Raw genomic sequence first — 21517 nt, 5'->3', positions numbered from 1 at the left:
CTACGTGAACATGCGCACCCAGTGGCCGGTCCTGCCGATCATGGCAGGACTGGCCTCCGGCCTGTTGACCGCCTGCGGAACGGAGTCAGGGGGGTCCGGGGGGACCGGCTCCTCGGTGGTGATGGGGATGTCCGACGACGTCCTGGCCACCGATCCCGCGTCCGGCTACGACCCCGGCTCCTGGCTGTTGTTCAACAACGTCTTCCAGTCCCTGCTCAGCTTTCCCAAGGGGAGCACCGAACCGCAGCCCGAGCTGGCGAAGAAGTGCTCCTTCACGGACGCGCGGACCCAGGTCTACCAGTGCACCCTGAACGACGGCCTCAAGTTCAGCAACGGTGACGCGCTCACCTCGAAGGACGTCAAGTTCTCCTTCGACCGCATGCTGAACATCAACGACGACGCCGGCCCCGCGATCATGTTCCCCATGCTCGACGAGGTCGAGACGCCGGACGCGAAGACGGTCGTCTTCCGCCTCAACACGCCCGACGCGACCTTCCCGAGCAAGATCGCCTCCGGCGCCGGCTCCATCGTCGACCACACCCAGTACGACGAGAAGGGGCTGCGCGAGGACGGCAAGGCGATCGGCTCCGGCCCCTACAAGCTGGACTCCTTCGGCGACGACGAGGCCGTCTTCTCGGTCAACGAGAACTACAAGGGCACCGCCGACGTACGCAACTCCGGCGTGACGCTGAAGTTCTTCCACGGCGACCAGAGCGCCCTCAAGAAGGCCCTGGTCGACGAGCAGGTCGACATCGCCTACCGCGGTCTCGGCGCGAACGACATCGCCGAGATCGAGAAGGGCGGAGCCAGCACCGGCGTCGAACTCGTCGAGGGCAGCAGCGCCGAGGTCCAGCACCTCGTCTTCAACATGAAGGACCCGGTCGCCGGACAGCTCGGCGTCCGCCAGGCCATGGCCTACCTGATCGACCGCGACGCGCTGATCCACGAGGTCTACCAGGGCACGGCCACCGCGCTGTACTCGATCATCCCGGCCGGCATCTCCGGCCACAACACGGCCTTCTTCGACACCTACGGCGCCCGCCCCTCCAAGGCCAAGGCCGCCGAGGCCCTCCGGTCCGACGGCATCACCGACAAGGTGAAGCTGACCCTCTGGTCGACCCCGGCCCGCTACGGCCCGGCCACCGACGCCCTGCTCAAGGGGATAGCCCAGCAGCTCAACGACAGCGGCCTGTTCGACGCCGACGTCAAGTCCGTCGCCTTCCCCGAGTACGAGAAGGACATCGCCGCCGGCAAGTACGGCGTCTACGTCAAGGGCTGGGTGCCCGACTACCCGGACGCCGACAACTTCACGGCCCCCTTCTTCGGCAAGGGCAACGTGCTGGGCAACAACTACACCAACAGCGCGATCACCGGCACGCTGATCCCGCAGACCGCCGCCCAGTCCGACCGCTCGGCCACCGACGAGGACTACGGCAAGCTCCAGGACATCGTCGCCGACGACCTGCCCGTCCTCCCGGTCTGGCAGGCCAAGCAGTACGCGGTCACCCGCGAGGGCGTCTACGGCCTCGAGTACTGCCTGGACGCCTCGACCGTGTTCCGGTTCTGGGAGCTCAGCAAGGCCTGAGCGAGAACCCGCACACGCGAGGAGGGCGCCCCCCGAAGGCAGGGGACGCCCTCCTCGTCGTAGTACCGCGTGCGGTCACTGGGCGCCGGGACGCACCAGGCCGCTCTCGTACGCGTACACCGCGGCCTGCACCCGGTCGCGCAGCCCCAGCTTGGTCAGCACATGGCCCACGTGCGTCTTGACCGTGGTCTCGCTGACGAAGAGGTCGGCGGCGATCTCGGCGTTGGACAGCCCGCGCGCCACCAGCTTCAGCACCTCGACCTCACGGTCGGTGAGCGTGTGCAGGGTGTCCGGGACCGGTTCGTCGCCGGACGGCAGATGCGTGGCGTACTTGTCCAGCAGCCGGCGCGTGATGCTCGGCGCGAGCATCGCCTCGCCCGCCGCCACCACCCGGATCGCCTGCACCAGCTCGTTGGCCGGGGCGTCCTTGAGCAGGAAGCCGCTGGCGCCCGCCCGCAGCGCCTCCACCACGTACTCGTCGAGGTCGAAGGTGGTCAGCACCAGCACCTTGGCCGGGCCGTCCCGCCCGGGACCGGTGATCTGCCGGGTCGCCTCCACACCGTCCATCCGCGGCATACGGATGTCCATCAGAACCACATCGGGCTGAAGAGCCCGCACCTGGTCGAGAGCCTGAAGGCCGTCTCCGGCCTCGCCCACGACCGCGATGTCCTGCTCGGCCTCCAGAATCATCCGGAAGCCGGTGCGCAGCAGCGGCTGGTCGTCGACCAGTAGGACGCGGATGGCCACGTAAGTCTCCTTCGCTAGTCCGGCCCCATTCTGCCCTGCGGCGCGCCGCCGGACTCGGCCGCCCTCACGGGAACCGCCTGTTCCGCACGGGGGACGACTCCCGGACCCCCGGCCGCGTCCGGCACGGCGCCCCGCACGGGCAGCGGATACGGCGGGGGAGTGCCGCCGAACTCCGGGCAGTGCGCCTGGTGGTCGCACCAGCCGCACAGCTTGGTGGGCCGCGGCCGCCACTCCCCGGTCTCGGTGGCCTCCCGGATCGCCTCCCACAGCGCGTGCAGCTTGCGCTCGACACGCTCCAGGTCAGCGAGGACGGGGTCGTAGGTCACGACGTCACCGCTGCCGAGATAGACGAGCTGGAGCCGGCGCGGGACCACGTTCTTCAGGCGCCACACGACCAGGGCGTAGAACTTCATCTGGAACAGGGCGCCCTCGGCGTACTCGGGGCGGGGCGCCTTGCCCGTCTTGTAGTCGACGATCCGCACCTCGCCGGTCGGCGCCACGTCGACGCGGTCGATGATCCCGCGCAGCTTCAGCCCCGAGTCCAGCACCGCCTCGACGAACAGCTCGCGCTCGACCGGCTCCAGCCGGGTCGGGTCCTCCAGCGTGAACCAGCGCTCCACGAGCTGCTCCGCCTCACCCAGCCAGCGCGCCAGCCGCTCGCCCTCCGGATCGTCCGCGAACAGTTCGACGACCTCGGGCCGCGACTCCCGGAGCCGGTCCCACTGGCCGGGGACGAGCGACTTGGCGCGGGGCGCGGTCCGCTCGGCGGCCGGGGCGTCGAACATCCGCTCCAGCACCGCGTGCACCAGCGTGCCCCGCGTCGCCGCCTCGCTCGGCTTCTCCGGCAGCCGGTCGATCACCCGGAACCGGTACAGCAACGGGCACTGCATGAAGTCGCCCGCACGGGAGGGGGACAGGGAGGCGGGCGGTATGGCGACGGGGCGCTGCACCTCGGCTTCGGTCTCGGTCTCGGCCTCGGTGGTGGCTGCTGGTCCCGGGATGTCCGCCGTGTCCACGCGTGTGGGCGGGGCCGTCGGGTCCGGCGCCGGCTCGTCCGCCTGCGTGGTGCCCTCGTCGGCGGTGTCCGCGACGCCCTCGGTGCTCGTCTCCATGACCCCAGACCATACGGCCCGCCACTGACAGTGACCCAGCCGCCGCCGTGACCGGTGCGACGGCTGTGGAAACACAGGGGGTGCCGGGGCGGAACGCGTCGCGACGGCCGCATACCATCGACCCGAGACCCTTCCGCCCGGCAGGCGCGGAAGACGCTTCGAACGAGGGGAAACCGTGGACGAGAGCGGCGGGAGCGGGCAGCCGCGGTCCGGCAACGACGAGCCGACCGAGCGCCACGCAGCACCTGCGACCCCGGCCACCGGCCCCGCACGCCCCGGTCCGCCCCCGCAGGGCACCGACACCGGCGAGGCCCCTCCCGTCGACGAACCGACCATGGTCGTACGGAAGGTGGACGTCCCGCCGGAGACCCCGGATGCCGGCGCCGGCCACGGATCGAGCGGCGGAGGGCCGAGCGACCAGGGACCCTCCGAGGAGAAGACCACCCCCGAGCACGCGGCCCCCGAGCCCGCCGCCCCCGAGGGCAAGGCCGGCGAGCAGCCCGCCGGCACCGAACAGCACCGGCACGAAGCGCACACGGGTCACCCTGAGCACCCCCAGCCCGCCGGTGACCGGACCCTCGCCCACAGCGGTCTCGCCAAGGGCCGTCCTCCCCGGCGGGAGCGGGGCCCCGGGGGCGGGCTGCTGATGGGCCGGCCGTTCGGCGTGCCCGTGTACGTGGCGCCCAGCTGGTTCCTCGTCGCGGCCCTGATCACCTGGGTGTTCGGCGGCCAGCTCGACCGGGTCCTGCCCGAGCTCGGCGCCGCCCGCTATCTCGTCTCCCTCTTCTTCGCTGTCGCCTTCTACGCCTCCGTCCTGGTCCACGAACTGGCCCACACGGTCGCCGCCCTCCGCTTCAAGCTCCCGGTCCGCCGCATCCAGCTCCAGTTCTTCGGCGGCGTCTCCGAGATCGAGAAGGAGGCCGAGACCCCGGGCCGGGAGTTCTGGCTGGCCTTCGTCGGCCCGCTGCTCTCCCTCGCCCTCTCCGGCCTCTTCTACCTGGCCATGCAGCCGGTCGAGCCCGGCACGGTCCCCGGCGTCCTGCTGGCCGGCCTGATGGTCTCCAACCTGATCGTCGCCGCCTTCAACCTGCTGCCCGGCCTGCCCCTCGACGGCGGCCGCATGCTCCGCGCGGTCATCTGGAAGATCACCGGCAAGCCCATGAGCGGCACCGTCGCCGCCGCCTGGGTCGGCCGCGCCCTCGCCGTCTCCGTCCTGATCGGCCTGCCCCTGCTCACCCAGTCCGGGGCGCTCGGCTCCAACGCCGAGGACAACGTCGGCATGGACACCGTCATGGACGCCCTGCTCGCCGCGATCCTCGCCGCGATCATCTGGACCGGCGCCGGGAACAGCCTGCGCATGGCCCGCCTGCGCGAACACCTGCCCGAGCTGCGCGCCCGCACCCTGACCCGCCGCGCGGTCCCCGTCGAGACCGACACCCCCCTCTCGGAGGCCCTGCGCCGCGCCAACGCCGCCGGAGCCCGCGCCCTGGTCGTCGTGGACGCCGACGGCCATCCCCTCTCCCTCGTCCGCGAGGCCGCCATCGTCGGCGTACCCGAACACCGCCGCCCCTGGGTCGCCGTCAGCGGCCTCGCCCAGGACCTGACGGACGGCATGCGCGTCTCGGCGGAACTGGCGGGGGAGGACCTGCTGGACGCCCTGCGCGCCACCCCGGCCACCGAGTACCTGGTGGTGGAGGACACCGGCGAGATCTACGGCGTCCTGTCCGCGGCCGACGTGGAACGCGCCTTCGTGAAGGCCATGGCCAGGCCCTCCTAGTGGTCGGCGGCCCCCGCCGGGACCGGTAGGCTGTTCACATGTCCGAACCGACCGGTGCCGCCCGCAGGCGCGGGCCCTTCAAGGTCGGGGACCAGGTTCAGCTGACCGACCCCAAGGGCCGCCACTACACGTTCACGCTCGAGGCCGGGAAGAACTTCCACACCCACAAGGGTTCCTTCCCGCACGACGAACTGATCGGTGCTCCCGAGGGCAGCGTTGTCCGCACCACCGGGAACGTCGCCTACCTCGCGCTGCGCCCCCTGCTCCCCGACTACGTCCTGTCCATGCCCCGCGGGGCAGCCGTCGTGTACCCGAAGGACGCGGGGCAGATCCTCGCCTTCGCCGACATCTTTCCCGGCGCACGCGTGGTCGAAGCCGGTGTCGGCTCCGGCTCGCTCAGCAGCTTTCTGCTGCGGGCCATCGGCGACCAGGGCATGCTGCACAGCTACGAGCGCCGCGAGGACTTCGCGGACATCGCGCGGCAGAACGTGGAGCGCTACTTCGGCGGCCCGCACCCCGCCTGGCAGCTCACCGTCGGCGACCTCCAGGACAACCTGTCCGACGCCGACGTCGACCGCGTCATCCTCGACATGCTCGCCCCCTGGGAGTGCCTGGAGGCCGTCTCCAAGGCGCTCGTGCCCGGCGGCATCCTGTGCTGCTACGTCGCCACCACCACCCAGCTCGCGCGGACCGTGGAGTCCATCCGCGAGATCGGCTCCTTCAACGAGCCGACCTCCTGGGAGTCGATGATCCGCAACTGGCACGTCGAGGGCCTGGCCGTCCGCCCGGACCACCGGATGATCGGCCACACCGGCTTCCTGCTCACCGCCCGTCGCCTCGCCGACGGCGTCGAGCCGCCCATGCGCCGCCGCCGCCCCGCCAAGGGCGCCTACGGCGAGGACTACACCGGCCCCAACGCCGACGGAGGCAACGGCCGCTGAGGCCGGCTCTCCAACTGCTCAACGCGGCGGCGCCGTGGCCGAGTTCCCGTCATCACCCGGAACTCGGCCACGGCGCCCTCGTGTTGGTACCGCCCGACGCCTCTTGACATCCCGCCGGAGTCCGTAAGCCTCCGTCCCCGGAACCCCACCCCGCCGTTCCGTACCGGCTGTGACGTGTGGCACCATGCAGGCCATCCCACCGGCACAGCCCTCAGGAGACACTTCCTAGTGCAGCACTCCGCCGTCCCGGAACTGGCACACACGCACCCCCGTCCGATCCACTGGGTCGCCACCGCGACGGCCATCGCCGGCGTGGTGGCCCTGTCCTCGGTGCTCCAGCCCGACCCGGCGACGGCGGCGCAGGCGGCCGGCCCGCAGAGCAGAACGGCTCCCGCCCCGGCCTTCACCACGCCCCCGGATCCCGCGAGCGTCGAGTTCCCGATCGAGTGCGGCCCGGTGAAAGCCATCGTCGTGAAGAAGGCCACCGGAGACCTCGACGGCGACGGCCGGCCGGAGACGGTGGCGGTGGTGCACTGCGACGCGGCGATGGGCACCCCGCCCGACGGTGTGTACGTCCTGACCCGGGCCAAGGAGACCGGCGCCCCCCGGGTGGTCGCCACGCTCGTCGACCCCAAGGACCGCCGTACGGTCACGGACTTCGCGCTGCGGGACGGCGCCGTCCTCGCGACGCTCCTCGGCTACTCGACGTCCGACGTGCCCAGTTGCTGCCCGGATGTGAAGCAGAGCGCGAAGTGGCGCTGGAAGAACGGCTCGTTCATCCGCTCGACACCGGCCGGCACGGGGAACGTGTGAGCCGGGTCACCGGCATCTGTGAGAAATCAGACAGTAGTGACGCCGTGTGCCGATATGGTCACTCGACGTCGGGGCCGTAGACCTCGACCCTGTCCGAAACCCGACGCACGTGGATGCAGTCCCCCGGACACTCCTTGGCCGAGTCCACCACATCCGTGAGAAGCGGCAGGGGTACGGGCGTTGTGGCGCCCTTGTCCTGGAGCAACTCGTCGTCGGATCCCTTCACGTAGGCGAGGCCGTCGATGTCCAGCTCGAACACCTCTGGCGCGTACTGGGCGCAGATGCCGTCGCCGGTGCAGAGGTCCTGGTCGATCCAGACCTCCAGTGCCTCGCCGCCGGCCTCGGCCTCCTGCTGCACGCTCATCTCTCCTGCCGTTTAAGTACAGAGCGTTCCGGGAATCCGGCCAGCTCTGACGGGTGTTGAACACTGTGACCCTACCTCCGACGGCTTTCCAATCATGTTCGGTGGGTATTCCCCTGGCGTGAGGGAGAGCGCAAGGGTGAAGATCGGACACACCCCGACCGTCTTTGTGATCTAGGGGTTTCAATCGACACCCACCCAGGTAGGGTCTGGAAGCGTCCAGCTCCCCTTGGAGGAGGTGAGGACCGTGGCAGCCCACGACGACGACATGAACCGCGGCATCCGCCCGGGACGAGGGTCCGACGACCCTGCCGGGCAGATTGCCTACCTTGAGCAGGAGATCGCCGTCCTGCGACGCAAGCTCGCCGACTCTCCGCGACACACGAGGATTCTCGAAGAGCGGATCGTCGAGCTGCAGACCAATCTGGCCGGCGTGTCCGCGCAGAACGAGCGGCTGGCGAACACGCTCCGTGAGGCCCGCGACCAGATCGTGGCCCTCAAGGAGGAGGTCGACCGGCTCGCACAGCCGCCGGCCGGCTTCGGTGTCTTCCTCGAAGCGAACGAGGACGGCACGGCCGACATCTTCACCGGCGGCCGCAAGCTGCGGGTGAACGTCAGCCCGAGCGTCGAGCTCGAAGAGCTCAGGCGCGGCCAGGAAGTGATGCTCAACGAAGCTCTCAACGTGGTCGAGGCCATGGAGTACGAGAGCGTCGGCGACATCGTCACCCTCAAGGAGATCCTCGAGGACGGCGAGCGCGCCCTCGTACAGGGGCACACCGACGAGGAACGGGTGGTACGGCTCGCCGAGCCGCTGATGGACGTCACCATCCGCCCCGGCGACGCCCTGCTGCTCGAACCCCGCTCCGGTTACGTCTACGAGGTCGTTCCCAAGAGCGAGGTCGAGGAGCTCGTCCTCGAAGAGGTCCCCGACATCGGCTACGAGCAGATCGGTGGACTCGGTGGCCAGATCGAGGCCATCCGCGACGCCGTCGAGCTTCCGTACCTCTACCCCGACCTGTTCAAGGAGCACGAACTGCGGCCGCCCAAGGGCGTGCTGCTGTACGGGCCCCCCGGATGCGGCAAGACGCTCATCGCCAAGGCCGTCGCCAACTCGCTGGCCAAGAAGGTCGCCGAGGTCACCGGCCAGGCCACCGGCAAGAGCTTCTTCCTCAACATCAAGGGCCCGGAGCTCCTCAACAAGTACGTCGGCGAGACCGAGCGGCAGATCCGCCTCGTCTTCCAGCGTGCACGTGAGAAGGCCTCCGAGGGCACTCCCGTCATCGTCTTCTTCGACGAGATGGAGTCCCTGTTCCGCACCCGTGGCTCCGGTGTCAGCTCGGACGTGGAGAACACCATCGTCCCGCAGCTGCTCGCCGAGATCGACGGTGTGGAAGGCCTCCAGAACGTGGTCGTGATCGGTGCCTCCAACCGCGAGGACATGATCGACCCCGCCATCCTGCGCCCCGGCCGCCTGGACGTGAAGATCAAGATCGAGCGTCCCGACGCCGAGGCCGCCAAGGACATCTTCGGCAAGTACCTGACCGAGCGCCTCCCGCTGCACTCCGACGACCTCGGCGAGCACAGCGGCAGCAGGACCACCACCGTCCAGAGCATGATCCAGACGGCCGTGGAACACATGTACGCCGAGTCCGAGGAGAACCGCTTCCTGGAAGTCACCTACGCCAACGGCGACAAGGAAGTCCTCTACTTCAAGGACTTCAACTCCGGCGCCATGATCGAGAACATCGTGGGCCGCGCCAAGAAGATGGCGATCAAGGACTTCCTCGACCACAGCCAGAAGGGTCTGCGCGTCTCCCACCTCCTCCAGGCCTGCGTGGACGAGTTCAAGGAGAACGAGGACCTGCCGAACACCACCAACCCGGACGACTGGGCCCGTATCTCCGGAAAGAAGGGCGAGCGGATCGTCTACATCCGTACCCTGATCACCGGAAAGCAGGGCGCGGACACCGGACGCTCCATCGACACGGTGGCCAACACCGGTCAGTACCTGTAAGAAACAGGGCGGCTGCGGGTGCCCTCAGCGGGTACCCGCAGCCGACTGTTTTTCAGGCGAACGCTCGACCCCAAGGCAATGACGCAAATGATCTCCCCACCAGCGCAAAGCCGTTCTAGGCTCTTCGGTACCGCCGAGTCGCGCAGTGCGGGGACGGGCACCGCACACGCACCGGAGCGCCAGCGGTACTTGAGCGCCGCCCCCGACCGAGGGCGCCGCCGGGCAAGGAGGGCCGCATGACCGTACGGCGAGTAATGGGTATCGAGACGGAGTACGGGATCTCCGTCCCCGGCCACCCCAACGCCAATGCCATGCTCACCTCGTCCCAGATCGTCAACGCCTACGCGGCGGCGATGCACCGGGCCCGGCGGGCCCGCTGGGACTTCGAGGAGGAGAACCCGCTGCGGGACGCGCGGGGCTTCGACCTCGCCCGCGAGGCCGCCGACTCCAGTCAGCTCACCGACGAGGACATCGGTCTCGCCAATGTCATCCTCACCAACGGCGCGCGGCTGTACGTGGACCACGCGCACCCGGAGTACAGCGCTCCCGAGGTGACCAACCCGATGGACGCCGTCCTGTGGGACAAGGCCGGCGAGCGCATCATGGCGGAGGCCGCCGAGCGCGCGGCGCAGCTCCCGGGCGCCCAGCCGATCCACCTCTACAAGAACAACACCGACAACAAGGGCGCCTCCTACGGCACGCACGAGAACTACCTGATGAAGCGGGAGACCCCCTTCTCGGACATCGTGCGCCACCTCACGCCCTTCTTCGTCTCCCGCCAGGTCGTCACCGGCGCCGGCCGCGTCGGCATCGGCCAGGACGGCCACGAGCACGGCTTCCAGCTCAGTCAGCGCGCGGACTACTTCGAGGTCGAGGTCGGCCTGGAGACCACGCTCAAGCGCCCGATCATCAACACCCGCGACGAGCCGCACGCCGACGCCGAGAAGTACCGCCGCCTGCACGTGATCATTGGCGACGCGAACCTCTCGGAGATCTCCACCTACCTCAAGCTGGGCACGACGGCGCTCGTCCTGTCCATGATCGAGGACGGTTTCATCGCCGTGGACCTGGCGGTGGACCAGCCCGTACGCACCCTTCACCAGGTCTCCCACGATCCGTCGCTGGAGCGGCTGATCACGCTCCGCAGCGGCCGCACACTCACCGCGGTCCAGCTTCAGATGGAGTACTACGAGCTGTCCCGCAAGTACGTGGAGGAGCGGTACGGCGCGGACGCCGACGAGCAGACCAAGGACGTCCTGGCCCGCTGGGAGGACACCCTCAACCGCCTGGAGAACGACCCGATGAGTCTGGCCGGCGAGCTGGACTGGGTCGCCAAGCGGGAGCTCATGGAGGGCTACCGGCGCCGGGACGGCCTGGACTGGGACGCGGCCAAGCTCCACCTCCTCGACCTCCAGTACGCCGACGTGCGCGCCGAGAAGGGCCTCTACAACCGTCTGGCGGCCCGCGGACGCATCAAGCGGCTCCTGGCCGAGCCCGACGTCGAGCGGGCCCGTACGAAGCCCCCGGAGGACACCCGCGCGTACTTCCGCGGCCGCTGCCTGGAGCAGTACGCCGACGACGTGGCGGCGGCCTCCTGGGACTCGGTCATCTTCGACCTGCCGGGGCGCGACTCCCTCCAGCGCGTCCCAACCCTGGAACCGCTACGCGGAACGCGAAATCACGTCAAGGAGCTCCTGGACCGCTGTCGCACGGCGGAAGACCTGGTCAGGGTGCTGTCGGGCGGCTGAGCGGGCACGCATGCCGGACGGTCCGGCAGGGTGGAAAACCCGGCCAGAGGGAATCATCGAGATGGCCCCCGTACGTTGTAGTGACTGCGGGGCCGATGTCGGACCCTGCTTGTAGGGTCTGATCAAGAACGTCGAACCGAGCGGGGTGAGGGGTTATGGCGACCAAGGACACCGGCGGCGGACAGCAGAAGGCAACGCGCAACACCGAGGAGGTCGAGGAGCAGACTGCGGAGGCGCAGGGTTCCGAAGACCTCAAGGAGCGCCAGGAGAAGCTGAGCGACGATGTCGACTCGGTTCTGGACGAAATCGATGATGTGCTCGAGGAGAACGCAGAGGACTTCGTTCGCTCATTTGTGCAAAAAGGCGGACAGTAGGCCGCTTTTCCCTTCGAATCGAAGGTTTGTGGCTGACGGGGCTTCGAGTGCAAGAAGAGCAAGGCGTGAAGAGCTGTCCGCGGTGCAAGGAGGACAAGCCGCGGACAGCCTTCGCAAGCAATAAGGCGCGGCAGGTGGCCAAGGGGCGCAACGTTCGGCCGCGAGTGGATGTACCCGTCGGCCACAAGTACTGCCGTACGTGCGGCGAGATCAAACCGCACAGTGAGTGGACGCGCAATCGCAGCGCTTCGGATGGTTTCGCGACACTCTGCAAGTCATGTAAGGCGATCAAGGGGCGCGCAGGCCACCTGAAGCGCCACTACGGCCTCACCGAAGCCGAGCGTGACGAGATGGTCGCGTCTCAGATGGGGCTCTGCGTGATCTGTCTAAAGGCTCCTGCCGTTCATGTGGATCACTGCCACAAGACGGGTAGGGTCCGAGGCGTACTGTGCTTCAACTGCAATTCGGCCATCGGCAAGTTGGGAGATGACCCCGACGCCGTCCGTCGGGCCGCCGCTTACTTGGAAGGAATCGCGTGGAAGCCAACACTCGTAGCACCGGGCGTCTACCGGCTGCCTTCCTGACGCCTGGATCGTCGTCCTTCATGGATTTCCTGTCGGAGCACCAGCCGGAGATCCTGCCGGGCAACCGGCAACTGCCGCCCACCCAGGGCGTGATCGAGGCGCCGCACGGCACCACGATCGTGGCCGTGACGTTCCCCGGCGGTGTCGTGCTCGCCGGTGACCGGCGGGCCACGATGGGGAATGTCATCGCGCAGCGGGACATCGAGAAGGTGTTCCCGGCGGACGAGTACTCGGCGGTGGGCATCGCCGGTACCGCCGGCCTGGCCGTCGAGATGGTCAAGCTCTTCCAGCTGGAGCTGGAGCACTTCGAGAAGGTCGAGGGCGCCCAGCTGTCGCTGGAGGGCAAGGCGAACCGGCTGTCGACCATGATCCGGTCGAACCTGGGAATGGCGATGCAGGGCCTGGCCGTGGTCCCGCTCTTCGCCGGGTTCGACGTGGACCGGGGCAGGGGCCGGATCTTCTCCTACGACGTCACCGGCGGCCGCTCCGAGGAGCACAACTTCGCCGCCACCGGTTCCGGCTCGGTCTTCGCGCGCGGGGCCATGAAGAAGTTCTTCCACGACGGTCTGAGCGAGGCCGAGGCCACGATGCTCGTGGTGCAGGCCCTGTACGACGCGGCTGACGACGACTCGGCGACCGGTGGTCCCGATGTCGCCCGCCGGATCTACCCGATCGTCACCGTGATCACCGAGGACGGCTTCCGCCGTCTCACCGACGACGAGTCCTCCGAGATCGCCCGCTCGATCCTGGAGCGACGCCTGGAGCAGCCCGACGGCCCGCGGGCCGCGCTGCTCTAGCCGGCGGGTTCGGTTCTTGTTGAAGGTGATCCAGTGACTCCGACAGAAAGGGACGGATAACCGGTGTCGACGCCGTTCTATGTCTCCCCCCAGCAGGCCATGGCCGACCGGGCGGAGTACGCCCGCAAGGGCATCGCCCGTGGCCGCAGCCTGGTCGTGCTGCAATACGCCGACGGCATTGTCTTCGTCGGCGAGAACCCGTCCCGCGCGCTGCACAAGTTCAGCGAGATCTACGACCGGATCGGCTTCGCCGCCGCCGGCAAGTACAACGAGTACGAGAACCTGCGGATCGGCGGTGTGCGCTACGCGGACCTGCGCGGCTACACCTACGACCGTGACGACGTGACCGCCCGCGGTCTCGCCAACGTCTACGCCCAGACGCTGGGCACGATCTTCTCCTCGGCCGGCGAGAAGCCGTACGAGGTGGAGCTGGTCGTGGCCGAGGTCGGGGAGACGCCGGACGGCGACCAGATCTACCGGCTGCCGCACGACGGTTCGATCGTGGACGAGCACGGCTCGGTCGCGGTCGGCGGCAACGCCGAGTTGATCAGCAGCTATCTGGACCAGCGCCACCAGGACGGCATGAGCCTGGCCGAGGCACTGCAACTGGCCGTGCAGGCCCTGTCCCGTGAGACGAACGGCTCGCAGCGGGAGATTCCCGCGGAGCGCCTGGAGGTCGCGGTGCTGGACCGGACGCGTCCGCAGCAGCGCAAGTTCAAGCGCATCGTCGGCCGCCAGCTCGATCGTCTGCTGGAGGCCGGCGGAGCGACCACCGAGGCGGAGAGCTCCGACGAGGAGTGACCCCGTGCGCCCCACCCGCTGAACCCGCTGTGCCCCGGCCCCCGACTCGGCCGGGGCACAGGGCGTTCAGGAGGCGCTCGGCGGTGCCGTGGAGCCCCGTACGACCAACTCGACGGGAATGTCCCCCGCCTCGGGCGTGCGGCCCTCCAGGACGGCCAGCAGGGCCCGCATGCCCCGTTCGCCGAACAGCTCGGCGTCCAGGCGCACGGTGGTCAGCTCCGGGTCGAGGGCGGTGGCCAGGGCCAGGTCGTCCAGGCCGGTGACGGAGACGTCGTCGGGCACACGCAGACCGAGCCGCCGTACGGCCTTGTAGGCGCCGGCCGCGAGCTTGTCGTCGTCGCAGACCAGGGCGGTGGGCCGGGGACCGGCGGCGGCCAGGGCGGCCTCGGCGGCGGCCAGGGCGCCCTCGATGGAGATCGGTGCGCGGGCGGTGCGAACGGAGGTGCCGGGGACGGCCCCGACGCGCGCCGCCAGCTCGCGCGCGCGGATCTCGAAGGTCCAGGACGGCACGTCGGCCGCGAGGTGCAGGAACCGGCGGTGACCGAGGCCCAGCAGATGCTCGGCGACCTGCCGCACGCCGTCGGTGATGTCCAGGTTGACCGTGGCCGCGCCGAGGCTTCCCGAGGGGTCGCTGTCGAGCATCACCAGGGGCAGCTGGTCGCCGCGGATCGCGGTGAGGGCGTCGGCGGCCATGGAGGAGGCGATGACGCCGTCCAGGGCGGCCTGGGCGGAGGCGAAGGGGTCGCGGGCGGGGCCGACGCCCTCGGGGGACGGGTACAGCACTACACCGAAGCCGTGGTCGGCGGCGACCCGGGCGGCCCCGGTGTAGACGCCGGCGAAGAACTCGGTCGTCAGGGCCGGGACCACGAGCAGCACCGTGCGGGTGCGGCCCAGGCGCAGGTTGCGGGCGGCGAGGTTGGGTCGGTAACCGAGGTCGCGCGCGGCCTGCCGTACGCGCTCGACGGTGGCCTCGGACACCCGGCCGCGCCACTTGTCGCCGAGCACCAGGGAGACCGCGGCCTGGGAGACGCCGGCGGCCTGGGCGACGTCACGGCTGGTGGGGCGGGTGCTGCTGCGTGCCACCGCGGGTCCGCTCCCTTCTGTCTGGTCGTTCGCATGGACGGGTGAACAGCGCACATGGTACGTATGAGAGCGGACGTTATACGTAACACTTGGAGGCGGGGCATGGCCGTGGGATACCTCGAGATCCTCAGGGCGCGACACGCGACCCGTCTGCTGGCGGGCACGCTGGTGGGCCGGCTGCCGAACGCCACAGCCGCGATCGCGATCATGCTGTTCGTGCGGGCCGAGGGCGGTTCCTACAGCCTGGCCGGCGCTCTGGTGGCCGCGTACGCCGTGGCCAACGCCGTGGGGCAGCCCGTGCTCGGACGGCTGGTGGACCTGTACGGACAGCCGCGTGTCCAGCTGCCGGCGGCGGTGCTGTCGGCCCTCGCCATGGCCGTGTTCGCCTTCGCCGGCATCGGTCCGCTGCCCCTGGCCTACGCGGCCGTCGCCGCCGCGGGACTCTTCACACCGCCCCTGGAGGGCGGTCTGCGGGCGCTGTGGTCCTCCGTCCTGCGCAGGGAGGACCAGGTGCACAGGGCGTACGCGATGGACGCCGTGGCGCAGGAAGTCATGTTCGCGGTGGGGCCGTTGCTGGTGACCGCGTGCGTGTCGCTGTGGTCGGAGCGGGCGGCGCTGCTCGTGCTGAACGCCGTCGGCGTGCTCGGCGCGCTCTGGGTGGTCGTCTCGCCGCCCTCGCGCGCGTGGCGCTCGGCGCCGCGCGAGGCCCACTGGCTGGGCGCGCTGCGCTCGCCCGGCCTCCTCGCCATGCTGAGCGCCTTCCTGTTCGTCGGCATCGCGCTCGGCTCCATCACGGTGGCTTCCGTGGCATACGCGGACGACAACGGCGGTGACGCCGTCTACGGCTGGCTGATGGCCGCCCTGGGCATCGGCGCCCTCATCGGCGGCGTCGTCTACGGGGCGCGGCAGTGGACCGGTGAGCCGGCGCGGCGACTGCGGGTCCTGGTGGCGCTTCTGGCGGTGTGTTACCTGCCGCTGACGCTGCTGCCGGGCCCGGTCGCCATGACGCTGCTGACGGTCCTCGCCGGCGTCTTCCTGGCGCCCGTCATCGCCTGCGCCTTCGTCCTGGTCGACCGGCACGCGCCGCGTGGGACGGTCACCGAGGCGTTCTCCTGGCTCGTGACGACCTTCACGGTCGGCACGGCCGCCGGAACCGGCCTCACGGGCCCGGTCGTCGAGGCGGGCGGGGCCGGGTGGGGCTTCGTCGTCCCGGGGGCCGCGGGGGCCGTCTCCCTGCTCGTACTGCTGGCCACGGGAGGGGTCCTGGTGACTTCCGCCCGGGGTGCCGTGGTTGCTTCTTCATCGGAAAATGATCCAAACCGTGCGGCCGAACCCCGTTTCAGCTCGGGGGATCGGGCGTAATGTTCAGTCATGGACCGCCGCATTTTCGGGCTGGAGAACGAGTACGGCGTCACGTGTACGTTCAGGGGACAGCGCCGCCTGTCTCCCGACGAGGTGGCGCGGTACCTCTTCCGCCGTGTCGTGTCATGGGGCCGCAGCAGCAACGTCTTTCTGCGAAACGGCGCCCGCCTCTATCTCGACGTGGGCTCACATCCGGAATACGCGACACCCGAATGTGACAACGTGACCGAACTGGTCACCCACGACAAGGCCGGCGAGCGCATTCTCGAAGGACTCCTGGTGGACGCCGAACGACGCCTGCATGAGGAAGGAATCGCGGGCGACGTCTACCTCTTCAAGAACAACACCGACTCGGCGGGCAACTCCTACGGCTGCCACGAGAACTATCTCGTCGCACGCCACGGGGAGTTCTCCCGACTCGCGGACATCCTCATTCCGTTCCTCGTCACGAGGCAGCTGCTCTGCGGCGCCGGCAAGGTGTTGCAGACCCCGCGCGGCGCGGTCTACTGCGTCAGCCAGCGCGCCGAGCACATCTGGGAGGGCGTCTCCTCGGCGACGACCCGCTCCCGGCCGATCATCAACACCCGCGACGAACCGCACGCGGACGCCGAGCGCTACCGCCGCCTGCACGTCATCGTGGGCGACTCCAACATGTCCGAGACGACCATGCTGCTCAAGGTCGGCGCCACCGACCTGGTGCTGCGCATGATCGAGGCGGGCACCGTGATGCGCGACCTGACCCTGGAGAACCCGATCCGGGCGATCCGCGAGGTCAGCCACGACATCACCGGCCGGCGCAAGGTGCGCCTGGCCAGTGGCCGCGAGGCCTCCGCGCTGGAGGTGCAGCGCGAGTACTACGAGAAGGCCGTGGACTTCTGCGAGCGCCGCGGCATCCGCACCGGCACCGTCGAGCAGGTCCTGGAGCTGTGGGGCCGCACGCTGGACGCGATCGAGGCCGAGGACCTCGACCGGATCGGCACCGAGATCGACTGGGTGATGAAGTACCAGCTCATCGAGCGGTACCGGGCCAAGCACAACATGACCATGTCCCACCCCAGGGTCGCGCAGATAGACCTCGCGTACCACGACATCCACCGCCGTCGTGGCCTGTACTACCTGCTGGAGAAGAAGGGCCAAGCCGCCCGGATCTGCAACGACTTGAAGATCTTCGAGGGCAAGTCGGTTCCGCCGCAGACCACTCGGGCGCGCCTGCGCGGCGACTTCATCCGGCGGGCGCAGGAACAGCGCCGTGACTTCACGGTCGACTGGGTTCACCTCAAGCTCAACGACCAGGCACAACGCACCGTGTTGTGCAAGGACCCCTTCCGTTCGGTGGACGACCGGGTCGAGAAGCTGATCGCCGGAATGTGAGCGGAGCGTTTCCGGAGAAGGATTCGGAACGCAACACGGGCGCCGTACGTTTCACGTACGGCGCCCTTCTCACGCCGTAGAGTTGCGCGCACGCCATCACAAGATCGACCGATTACGAGGCCCCCACCGTGCGCCGACGCTCACTTCTCATCGCCGTACCCGCAGGACTTGCCACGCTCTCCGCATGCGGTGACGACAAGTCCGACTCGAGTAAGGCGAGCGACAGCGCGTCGCCCTCGGCGTCGGCCGGGGCGTCGGCCGCGCCGCCGAAGATCGTCGACGGGCCCCTGCCGGCCGTCACCGCGGGCGTGAAGTTCGACCAGAAGCCGACCATCGCCAAGGGCGGCGGCGCCCCCTCGAAGGACCTCGCGGTCAAGACGCTCGTCGCGGGCAGCGGCACCACGGTCGCCGAGAACGACTACGTCCAGGCCCACTACCTCGGTCAGATCTGGGACACCGCGAAGGTCTTCGACAACTCCTACGACCGCAAGGCGCCGCTGCTCATCCAGCTCGCCGCGGGCAGCATCATCGACGGCTGGCGGTACGCCCTGGCGGGCAAGAAGACCGGCAGCCGCGTCGAGTTCTCCGTGCCGCCCACCTGGGGGTACGGCGAGCAGGGCCAGGCACAGGCCGGCATCAAGGGCACCGACACGCTGGTCTTCGTCGTGGACCTGAAGGAGACGTTCAACTCCAAGAGCTCCGCCAAGGGCACGGACGTCGCCCAGGACAACGCGGACCTGCCCAAGGTCGGCACCAACACCGACGGCAAGGCGCCCTCCATCGAGGTCCCCAAGGCCGACGCGCCGACGAAGCTGGTGGCGAACTACGTCATCGAGGGTGATGGCGAGGAGGTCGCCGCGACCAGCACCGTGCTCGTGCAGTACAAGGGCGTGCTGTGGGAGGGCGGCAAGGAGTTCGACTCGTCGTACAAGAGCGGCTCGCTGACGTCGTTCTCCCTCCAGCAGGTCGTCAAGGGCTGGGCGCAGGGACTGACCGGCAAGAAGGTGGGCAGCCGTGTCCTCATCACCATCCCGCCGAAGCTCGGCTACGGCGACAACCCGCCCGCCGACAGCGGCATCAAGAAGGACTCCACCCTGGTCTTCTCGGTCGACATCCTCGCGAAGATGTGACCTCGCCGAGATGTAAGACTGTGCCCGTTGCCTTTCCGTACACAAGCAGGAGCTAGAGACGTGAGCATCGACAAGCCCGAGATCGACTTCCCGGGCGGCGAGCCCCCGGCGGACCTGGAGATCAAGGACATCTGGGAGGGCGACGGCGAGGTGGCGCAGGCGGGCCAGACCGTCACCGTCCACTACGTGGGCGTCGCCTTCAGCACCGGCGAGGAGTTCGACGCCAGCTGGAACCGCGGGACGCCGTTCCGCTTCCCGCTCGGTGGCGGCCGTGTCATCAAGGGCTGGGACCAGGGCGTGCAGGGCATGAAGGTCGGCGGCCGCCGCCAGCTGACCATCCCCGCGCACCTCGCCTACGGCAACCAGAGCCCGACCCCGGCGATCAAGCCCGGCGAGACGCTGATCTTCGTGGTCGACCTCCTCGGCGTCTGATCGTCGACATCCGACCGGACCCGATCACCTGGGGCCCATGCCTGTCCGGGCATGGGCCCTCGGCTTTTGCCACGCCACTTCGGGGCGGTACGGTCATCGTCCGTAAGCACCATAGGGAGGCGAAGGGCGTCGATGGCCATTGCCAAGGCCGAGCGGCTGATGAACCTCGCGCTGTGTCTGCTGGGTACGCGGCGGCCACTGAGCAAGCGTGAGCTGCGTGAGTCCATCGAGGCCTACCTCGAAGCCAGTACCGACGACTCCTTCAACCGGATGTTCGAGCGCGACAAGGACGATCTGCGCGAACTCGGTCTGGTCATCGAGACGGTGGAGAACCTCGACGGCGAGGTCGGCTACCTGGCCCGTCGCGACAGCAACCGCCTGCCGCCCATCACCCTGGACGCCGAGGAGGCCGCCGCCCTGGGCCTGGCCGCCAAGGTGTGGCAGCAGGCCCGGCTCGCCGGCGCGGCCAGCGGCGCCCTCCAGAAGCTGCGCGCGGCCGGACTGCCCGAGGACGTCGACCCCTACGAGTCGCACGGCGCCCTGGAGCCCCGCATCCCGGTGCACGAGGCCGCGTTCGAGCCGCTGATGCTGGCCTGCCGCGACCGCCGCCCGGTCGTCTTCGACTACCGCAAGGCCACCGCCGCCCACCCCGAGCCCCGGCATGTCGAGCCGTGGGCGCTGGAGTGCTGGCGCGGCCACTGGTACCTCGCGGGCTTCGACCGCGACCGGGGCGCCGAGCGGGTGTTCCGGCTGTCCCGGATCACCGGCAAGGTGCGCTCGCGCGGCAGCCGCTTCACCACCCCGGTGCCCGACGTCGTCACCGTGCGCGAGACCGTCGCGAGCTGGGCGGGCGAGACCGCCGACCGCTCCGCGCTGATCAGACTGCGCACGGGCGCGGGGTACCCCCTGCGAGCGAAGGCCACAGCGGTGCGGGAACTGGGAGCCGGCTGGGACGAGTTGGAGATTCCGTACGGCCACGGCCTGGACGCCTGGCTGGTGGAGTTCGGGCCGGACGTGGTGGTCCTGGAGCCCGCCGAACTGCGGGCCGACGTGGTGGACCGGCTGCGCGCCGTGGCCAAGGGCTGAGGGGGAACGGAAGAGAACTGTGGCAGGCAAACCGGTCAGGCCCGTGAACGCCATCGACCAGACCAGGCGGATGCTCTCCCTGGTGACCTATCTGAAGGAGCGTCCCGGCGCCCGCGTCGAGGACGTCGCCCGCGCCTTCGGGATCACCGAGGACGAACTGGTCTCCGACCTCGACGTACTGCCCATGTGCGGCACCAGCTTCCGCGGCGGTGACCTGCTCGACATCGACACCGACGGCGAGCGCATCTGGTGGCACAACCCCGCCGCCCTCGGCGAGGAGACGGCCGAGCCGCTGAGGCTCGCCGCCGACGAGGCCACCGCGCTGCTGGTCGCAGCCCGCGCGGTGTCCACCCTGCCCGGCCTGCGCGAGAGCGACCGGCAGGCCCTGCTGCGGGCCACGGCCAAGGTGGAGACCGCCGCCGGCGAGCAGGCGGGGGCCAGCGCACGGCTGTCGGTGACCTTCGAGTCGGAGGGGGGCGTCTTCGCGGACGTCGACCGGGCGATCTCCGAGCGGCGCCGCCTGTGGATCCGCTACTACTCACCCGCCCGGGACGAGGTCACCGAGCGCGAGATCGACCCGATCCGGCTGGTCAGCGTCGGTCACACCTATGTGGAGGCCTGGTGCCGCCGCTCGGAGGCGCGCCGCACCTTCCGCCTCGACCGGGTCGCCGAGATCAGGATCCTCGACGAGCCGTCCGCGCCGCCCGAGATCGAGCTGCGGGACCTGTCCGAGGGGCTGGTGCAGCCGGCCGCGGAGGACCCCGAGGTCGTCGTCGAGGTCGGTCCCGGCGGGCGCTGGGTGGCGGAGTACTACCCGCACGACAGTGCGGATGAGCTCGCGGACGGCGGCCTGCGTATCACCTTGCGGACCCCGGATCCCACGTCCCTGCGGCGGCTCGCGCTGCGGCTCGGGCGGGACGGCCGGATCGTCTCGCCGCGCGACCTCGCCGACAGCGCCCGTGAGGCCGCCCGTGAGGCCCTGGCGGCGTACGACGGGGTCGAGGCGCACGGCGACCACGCGCCGCACACGGTGCACGACAGCCGGTACGACGGGCAGCACGGCAGGCAGGAGCAGGAGCTTTGAGCGAGTCGTCGACGTCTGATGTGCAGGACAGGGATGTACAGGACATGACGGTGGCCGCCGCCTTCGCCGGGATGAGAAACGTGACCCCGGTGACCTTCAGGGCGGGCTGCCCCGACTGCCGCGGCCGCTTCGAGCTCGCCGCGAGCGCCCTGCGCCTGGCCATCGGCGCCACGAGCCGTACCACCTTCTACTCCTTCGTCTGCCCCGACTGCGGCTCCTCCGTCCGCAAGCCGGCGGGGGAGCGGATCGTCGAGCTGCTGACGGGCGGCGGGGTCCGGACCCTGCGGCTGCACTCCACCCTCTAGGCTCGCCCTC

General features: G+C 69.7%; 21 protein-coding genes. 17 read left to right on the top strand and 4 right to left on the bottom strand.

Annotation, left to right across the window (positions count from 1 at the left end; genetic code table 11):
• Positions 1-4: 4 nt before the first annotated feature.
• Positions 5-1585 carry an ABC transporter substrate-binding protein gene (locus tag SLINC_RS09910; RefSeq protein ID WP_067429498.1) on the top strand — a complete coding sequence of 527 codons (1581 nt, stop codon included), beginning with the start codon at positions 5-7 and terminating at the stop codon, positions 1583-1585.
• A gap of 75 nt (positions 1586-1660) precedes the next feature.
• Here the strand turns inward: SLINC_RS09910 and SLINC_RS09905 are convergent, their stop codons facing one another.
• Together SLINC_RS09905 and SLINC_RS09900 are read right to left on the bottom strand one after the other, a co-directional pair.
• Entirely contained in the window at positions 1661-2332 is a 672-nt protein-coding gene (locus SLINC_RS09905; RefSeq protein ID WP_020141342.1) for a response regulator, read from the bottom strand.
• A gap of 14 nt (positions 2333-2346) precedes the next feature.
• Complete coding sequence (locus tag SLINC_RS09900; RefSeq protein ID WP_079164476.1) at positions 2347-3444, bottom strand: RecB family exonuclease; 1098 nt, start codon at positions 3442-3444, stop codon at positions 2347-2349.
• A 175-nt stretch (positions 3445-3619) separates the two neighbouring features.
• Between SLINC_RS09900 and SLINC_RS09895 the strand changes: the two genes are divergently transcribed.
• The 3 genes from SLINC_RS09895 to SLINC_RS09885 all read left to right on the top strand — a co-directional run bounded on the left by SLINC_RS09895 (position 3620) and on the right by SLINC_RS09885 (position 6975).
• Positions 3620-5221, top strand: a complete 1602-nt coding sequence (locus tag SLINC_RS09895) for a site-2 protease family protein (protein ID WP_067429494.1) — start codon at positions 3620-3622, stop codon at positions 5219-5221.
• Positions 5222-5259: 38 nt separating this feature from the next.
• Positions 5260-6162, top strand: a complete 903-nt coding sequence (locus tag SLINC_RS09890) for a tRNA (adenine-N1)-methyltransferase (protein WP_067429489.1) — start codon at positions 5260-5262, stop codon at positions 6160-6162.
• Between the two features lie 228 nt (positions 6163-6390).
• Entirely contained in the window at positions 6391-6975 is a 585-nt protein-coding gene (locus SLINC_RS09885) for a hypothetical protein (protein ID WP_067429486.1), read from the top strand.
• Positions 6976-7033: 58 nt separating this feature from the next.
• On the opposite strand, the gene SLINC_RS09880 is transcribed toward SLINC_RS09885, so the two are convergent.
• Positions 7034-7339 (bottom strand): ferredoxin, encoded by a 306-nt coding sequence (locus SLINC_RS09880; RefSeq protein WP_067429483.1) that lies wholly within the window; start codon positions 7337-7339, stop codon positions 7034-7036.
• 244 nt (positions 7340-7583) lie between these two features.
• On the opposite strand from SLINC_RS09880, the gene arc reads away from it, so the two are divergent.
• From arc to prcA, 6 genes are all read left to right on the top strand, one after another.
• Complete coding sequence (arc, locus tag SLINC_RS09875; protein ID WP_067429480.1) at positions 7584-9350, top strand: proteasome ATPase; 1767 nt, start codon at positions 7584-7586, stop codon at positions 9348-9350.
• A gap of 236 nt (positions 9351-9586) precedes the next feature.
• Positions 9587-11098, top strand: a complete 1512-nt coding sequence (gene dop / locus SLINC_RS09870) for a depupylase/deamidase Dop (protein ID WP_349768761.1) — start codon at positions 9587-9589, stop codon at positions 11096-11098.
• 155 nt (positions 11099-11253) lie between these two features.
• On the top strand, positions 11254-11472 hold the full coding sequence (locus SLINC_RS09865) for a ubiquitin-like protein Pup (protein WP_067429475.1): 219 nt from the start codon (positions 11254-11256) through the stop codon (positions 11470-11472).
• A gap of 65 nt (positions 11473-11537) precedes the next feature.
• Positions 11538-12056 carry an endonuclease VII domain-containing protein gene (locus SLINC_RS45780; RefSeq protein ID WP_079165099.1) on the top strand — a complete coding sequence of 173 codons (519 nt, stop codon included), beginning with the start codon at positions 11538-11540 and terminating at the stop codon, positions 12054-12056.
• Positions 12008-12853, top strand: coding sequence for a proteasome subunit beta (gene prcB, locus SLINC_RS09860; RefSeq protein ID WP_067429471.1), 846 nt, complete (start codon positions 12008-12010; stop codon positions 12851-12853). Before SLINC_RS45780 ends, prcB begins: the two co-directional genes overlap by 49 nt.
• A 63-nt stretch (positions 12854-12916) precedes the next feature.
• A complete protein-coding gene (gene prcA, locus SLINC_RS09855) occupies positions 12917-13654 on the top strand; it encodes a proteasome subunit alpha (RefSeq protein ID WP_067429466.1) in 738 nt (245 codons plus the stop codon).
• Positions 13655-13720: 66 nt separating this feature from the next.
• Here prcA and SLINC_RS09850 read toward each other — a convergent pair whose 3' ends face one another.
• Positions 13721-14737, bottom strand: a complete 1017-nt coding sequence (locus SLINC_RS09850) for a LacI family DNA-binding transcriptional regulator (protein ID WP_067429462.1) — start codon at positions 14735-14737, stop codon at positions 13721-13723.
• A 102-nt stretch (positions 14738-14839) separates the two neighbouring features.
• On the opposite strand from SLINC_RS09850, the gene SLINC_RS09845 reads away from it, so the two are divergent.
• The 7 genes from SLINC_RS09845 (at position 14840) to SLINC_RS09815 (ending at position 21507) form a co-directional block, all read left to right on the top strand.
• A complete protein-coding gene (locus SLINC_RS09845; protein WP_067429460.1) occupies positions 14840-16099 on the top strand; it encodes an MFS transporter in 1260 nt (419 codons plus the stop codon).
• Positions 16100-16108: 9 nt separating this feature from the next.
• A complete protein-coding gene (pafA, locus tag SLINC_RS09840) occupies positions 16109-17470 on the top strand; it encodes a Pup--protein ligase (RefSeq protein ID WP_067429457.1) in 1362 nt (453 codons plus the stop codon).
• Between the two features lie 128 nt (positions 17471-17598).
• A complete protein-coding gene (locus SLINC_RS09835; RefSeq protein WP_067429454.1) occupies positions 17599-18600 on the top strand; it encodes an FKBP-type peptidyl-prolyl cis-trans isomerase in 1002 nt (333 codons plus the stop codon).
• Positions 18601-18660: 60 nt separating this feature from the next.
• Entirely contained in the window at positions 18661-19032 is a 372-nt protein-coding gene (locus tag SLINC_RS09830; RefSeq protein ID WP_030835713.1) for an FKBP-type peptidyl-prolyl cis-trans isomerase, read from the top strand.
• A gap of 132 nt (positions 19033-19164) precedes the next feature.
• Positions 19165-20118, top strand: coding sequence for a helix-turn-helix transcriptional regulator (locus tag SLINC_RS09825; protein ID WP_067429451.1), 954 nt, complete (start codon positions 19165-19167; stop codon positions 20116-20118).
• A 19-nt stretch (positions 20119-20137) separates the two neighbouring features.
• Positions 20138-21202: a helix-turn-helix transcriptional regulator gene (locus SLINC_RS09820; protein WP_067429448.1), complete on the top strand. Its 1065-nt coding sequence runs from the start codon at positions 20138-20140 to the stop codon at positions 21200-21202.
• Between the two features lie 44 nt (positions 21203-21246).
• Positions 21247-21507, top strand: coding sequence for a hypothetical protein (locus SLINC_RS09815; protein WP_067445189.1), 261 nt, complete (start codon positions 21247-21249; stop codon positions 21505-21507).
• Positions 21508-21517 lie beyond the last annotated feature (10 nt).

The organism is Streptomyces lincolnensis, assembly GCF_001685355.1.
GTDB lineage: Bacteria > Actinomycetota > Actinomycetes > Streptomycetales > Streptomycetaceae > Streptomyces > Streptomyces lincolnensis.
This window is presented reverse-complemented; position numbering and strand designations above follow the sequence as displayed.

Coding starts and splice junctions, on each gene's coding strand:
- SLINC_RS09900 (WP_079164476.1), bottom strand. CDS start 3,444: ATGGAGACGAGCACCGAGGGCGTCGCGGACACCGCCGACGAGGGCACC.
- SLINC_RS09890 (WP_067429489.1), top strand. CDS start 5,260: ATGTCCGAACCGACCGGTGCCGCCCGCAGGCGCGGGCCCTTCAAGGTC.
- SLINC_RS09880 (WP_067429483.1), bottom strand. CDS start 7,339: ATGAGCGTGCAGCAGGAGGCCGAGGCCGGCGGCGAGGCACTGGAGGTC.
- dop (WP_349768761.1), top strand. CDS start 9,587: ATGACCGTACGGCGAGTAATGGGTATCGAGACGGAGTACGGGATCTCC.
- SLINC_RS09865 (WP_067429475.1), top strand. CDS start 11,254: ATGGCGACCAAGGACACCGGCGGCGGACAGCAGAAGGCAACGCGCAAC.
- SLINC_RS09845 (WP_067429460.1), top strand. CDS start 14,840: ATGGCCGTGGGATACCTCGAGATCCTCAGGGCGCGACACGCGACCCGT.
- pafA (WP_067429457.1), top strand. CDS start 16,109: ATGGACCGCCGCATTTTCGGGCTGGAGAACGAGTACGGCGTCACGTGT.
- SLINC_RS09825 (WP_067429451.1), top strand. CDS start 19,165: ATGGCCATTGCCAAGGCCGAGCGGCTGATGAACCTCGCGCTGTGTCTG.
- SLINC_RS09815 (WP_067445189.1), top strand. CDS start 21,247: ATGACGGTGGCCGCCGCCTTCGCCGGGATGAGAAACGTGACCCCGGTG.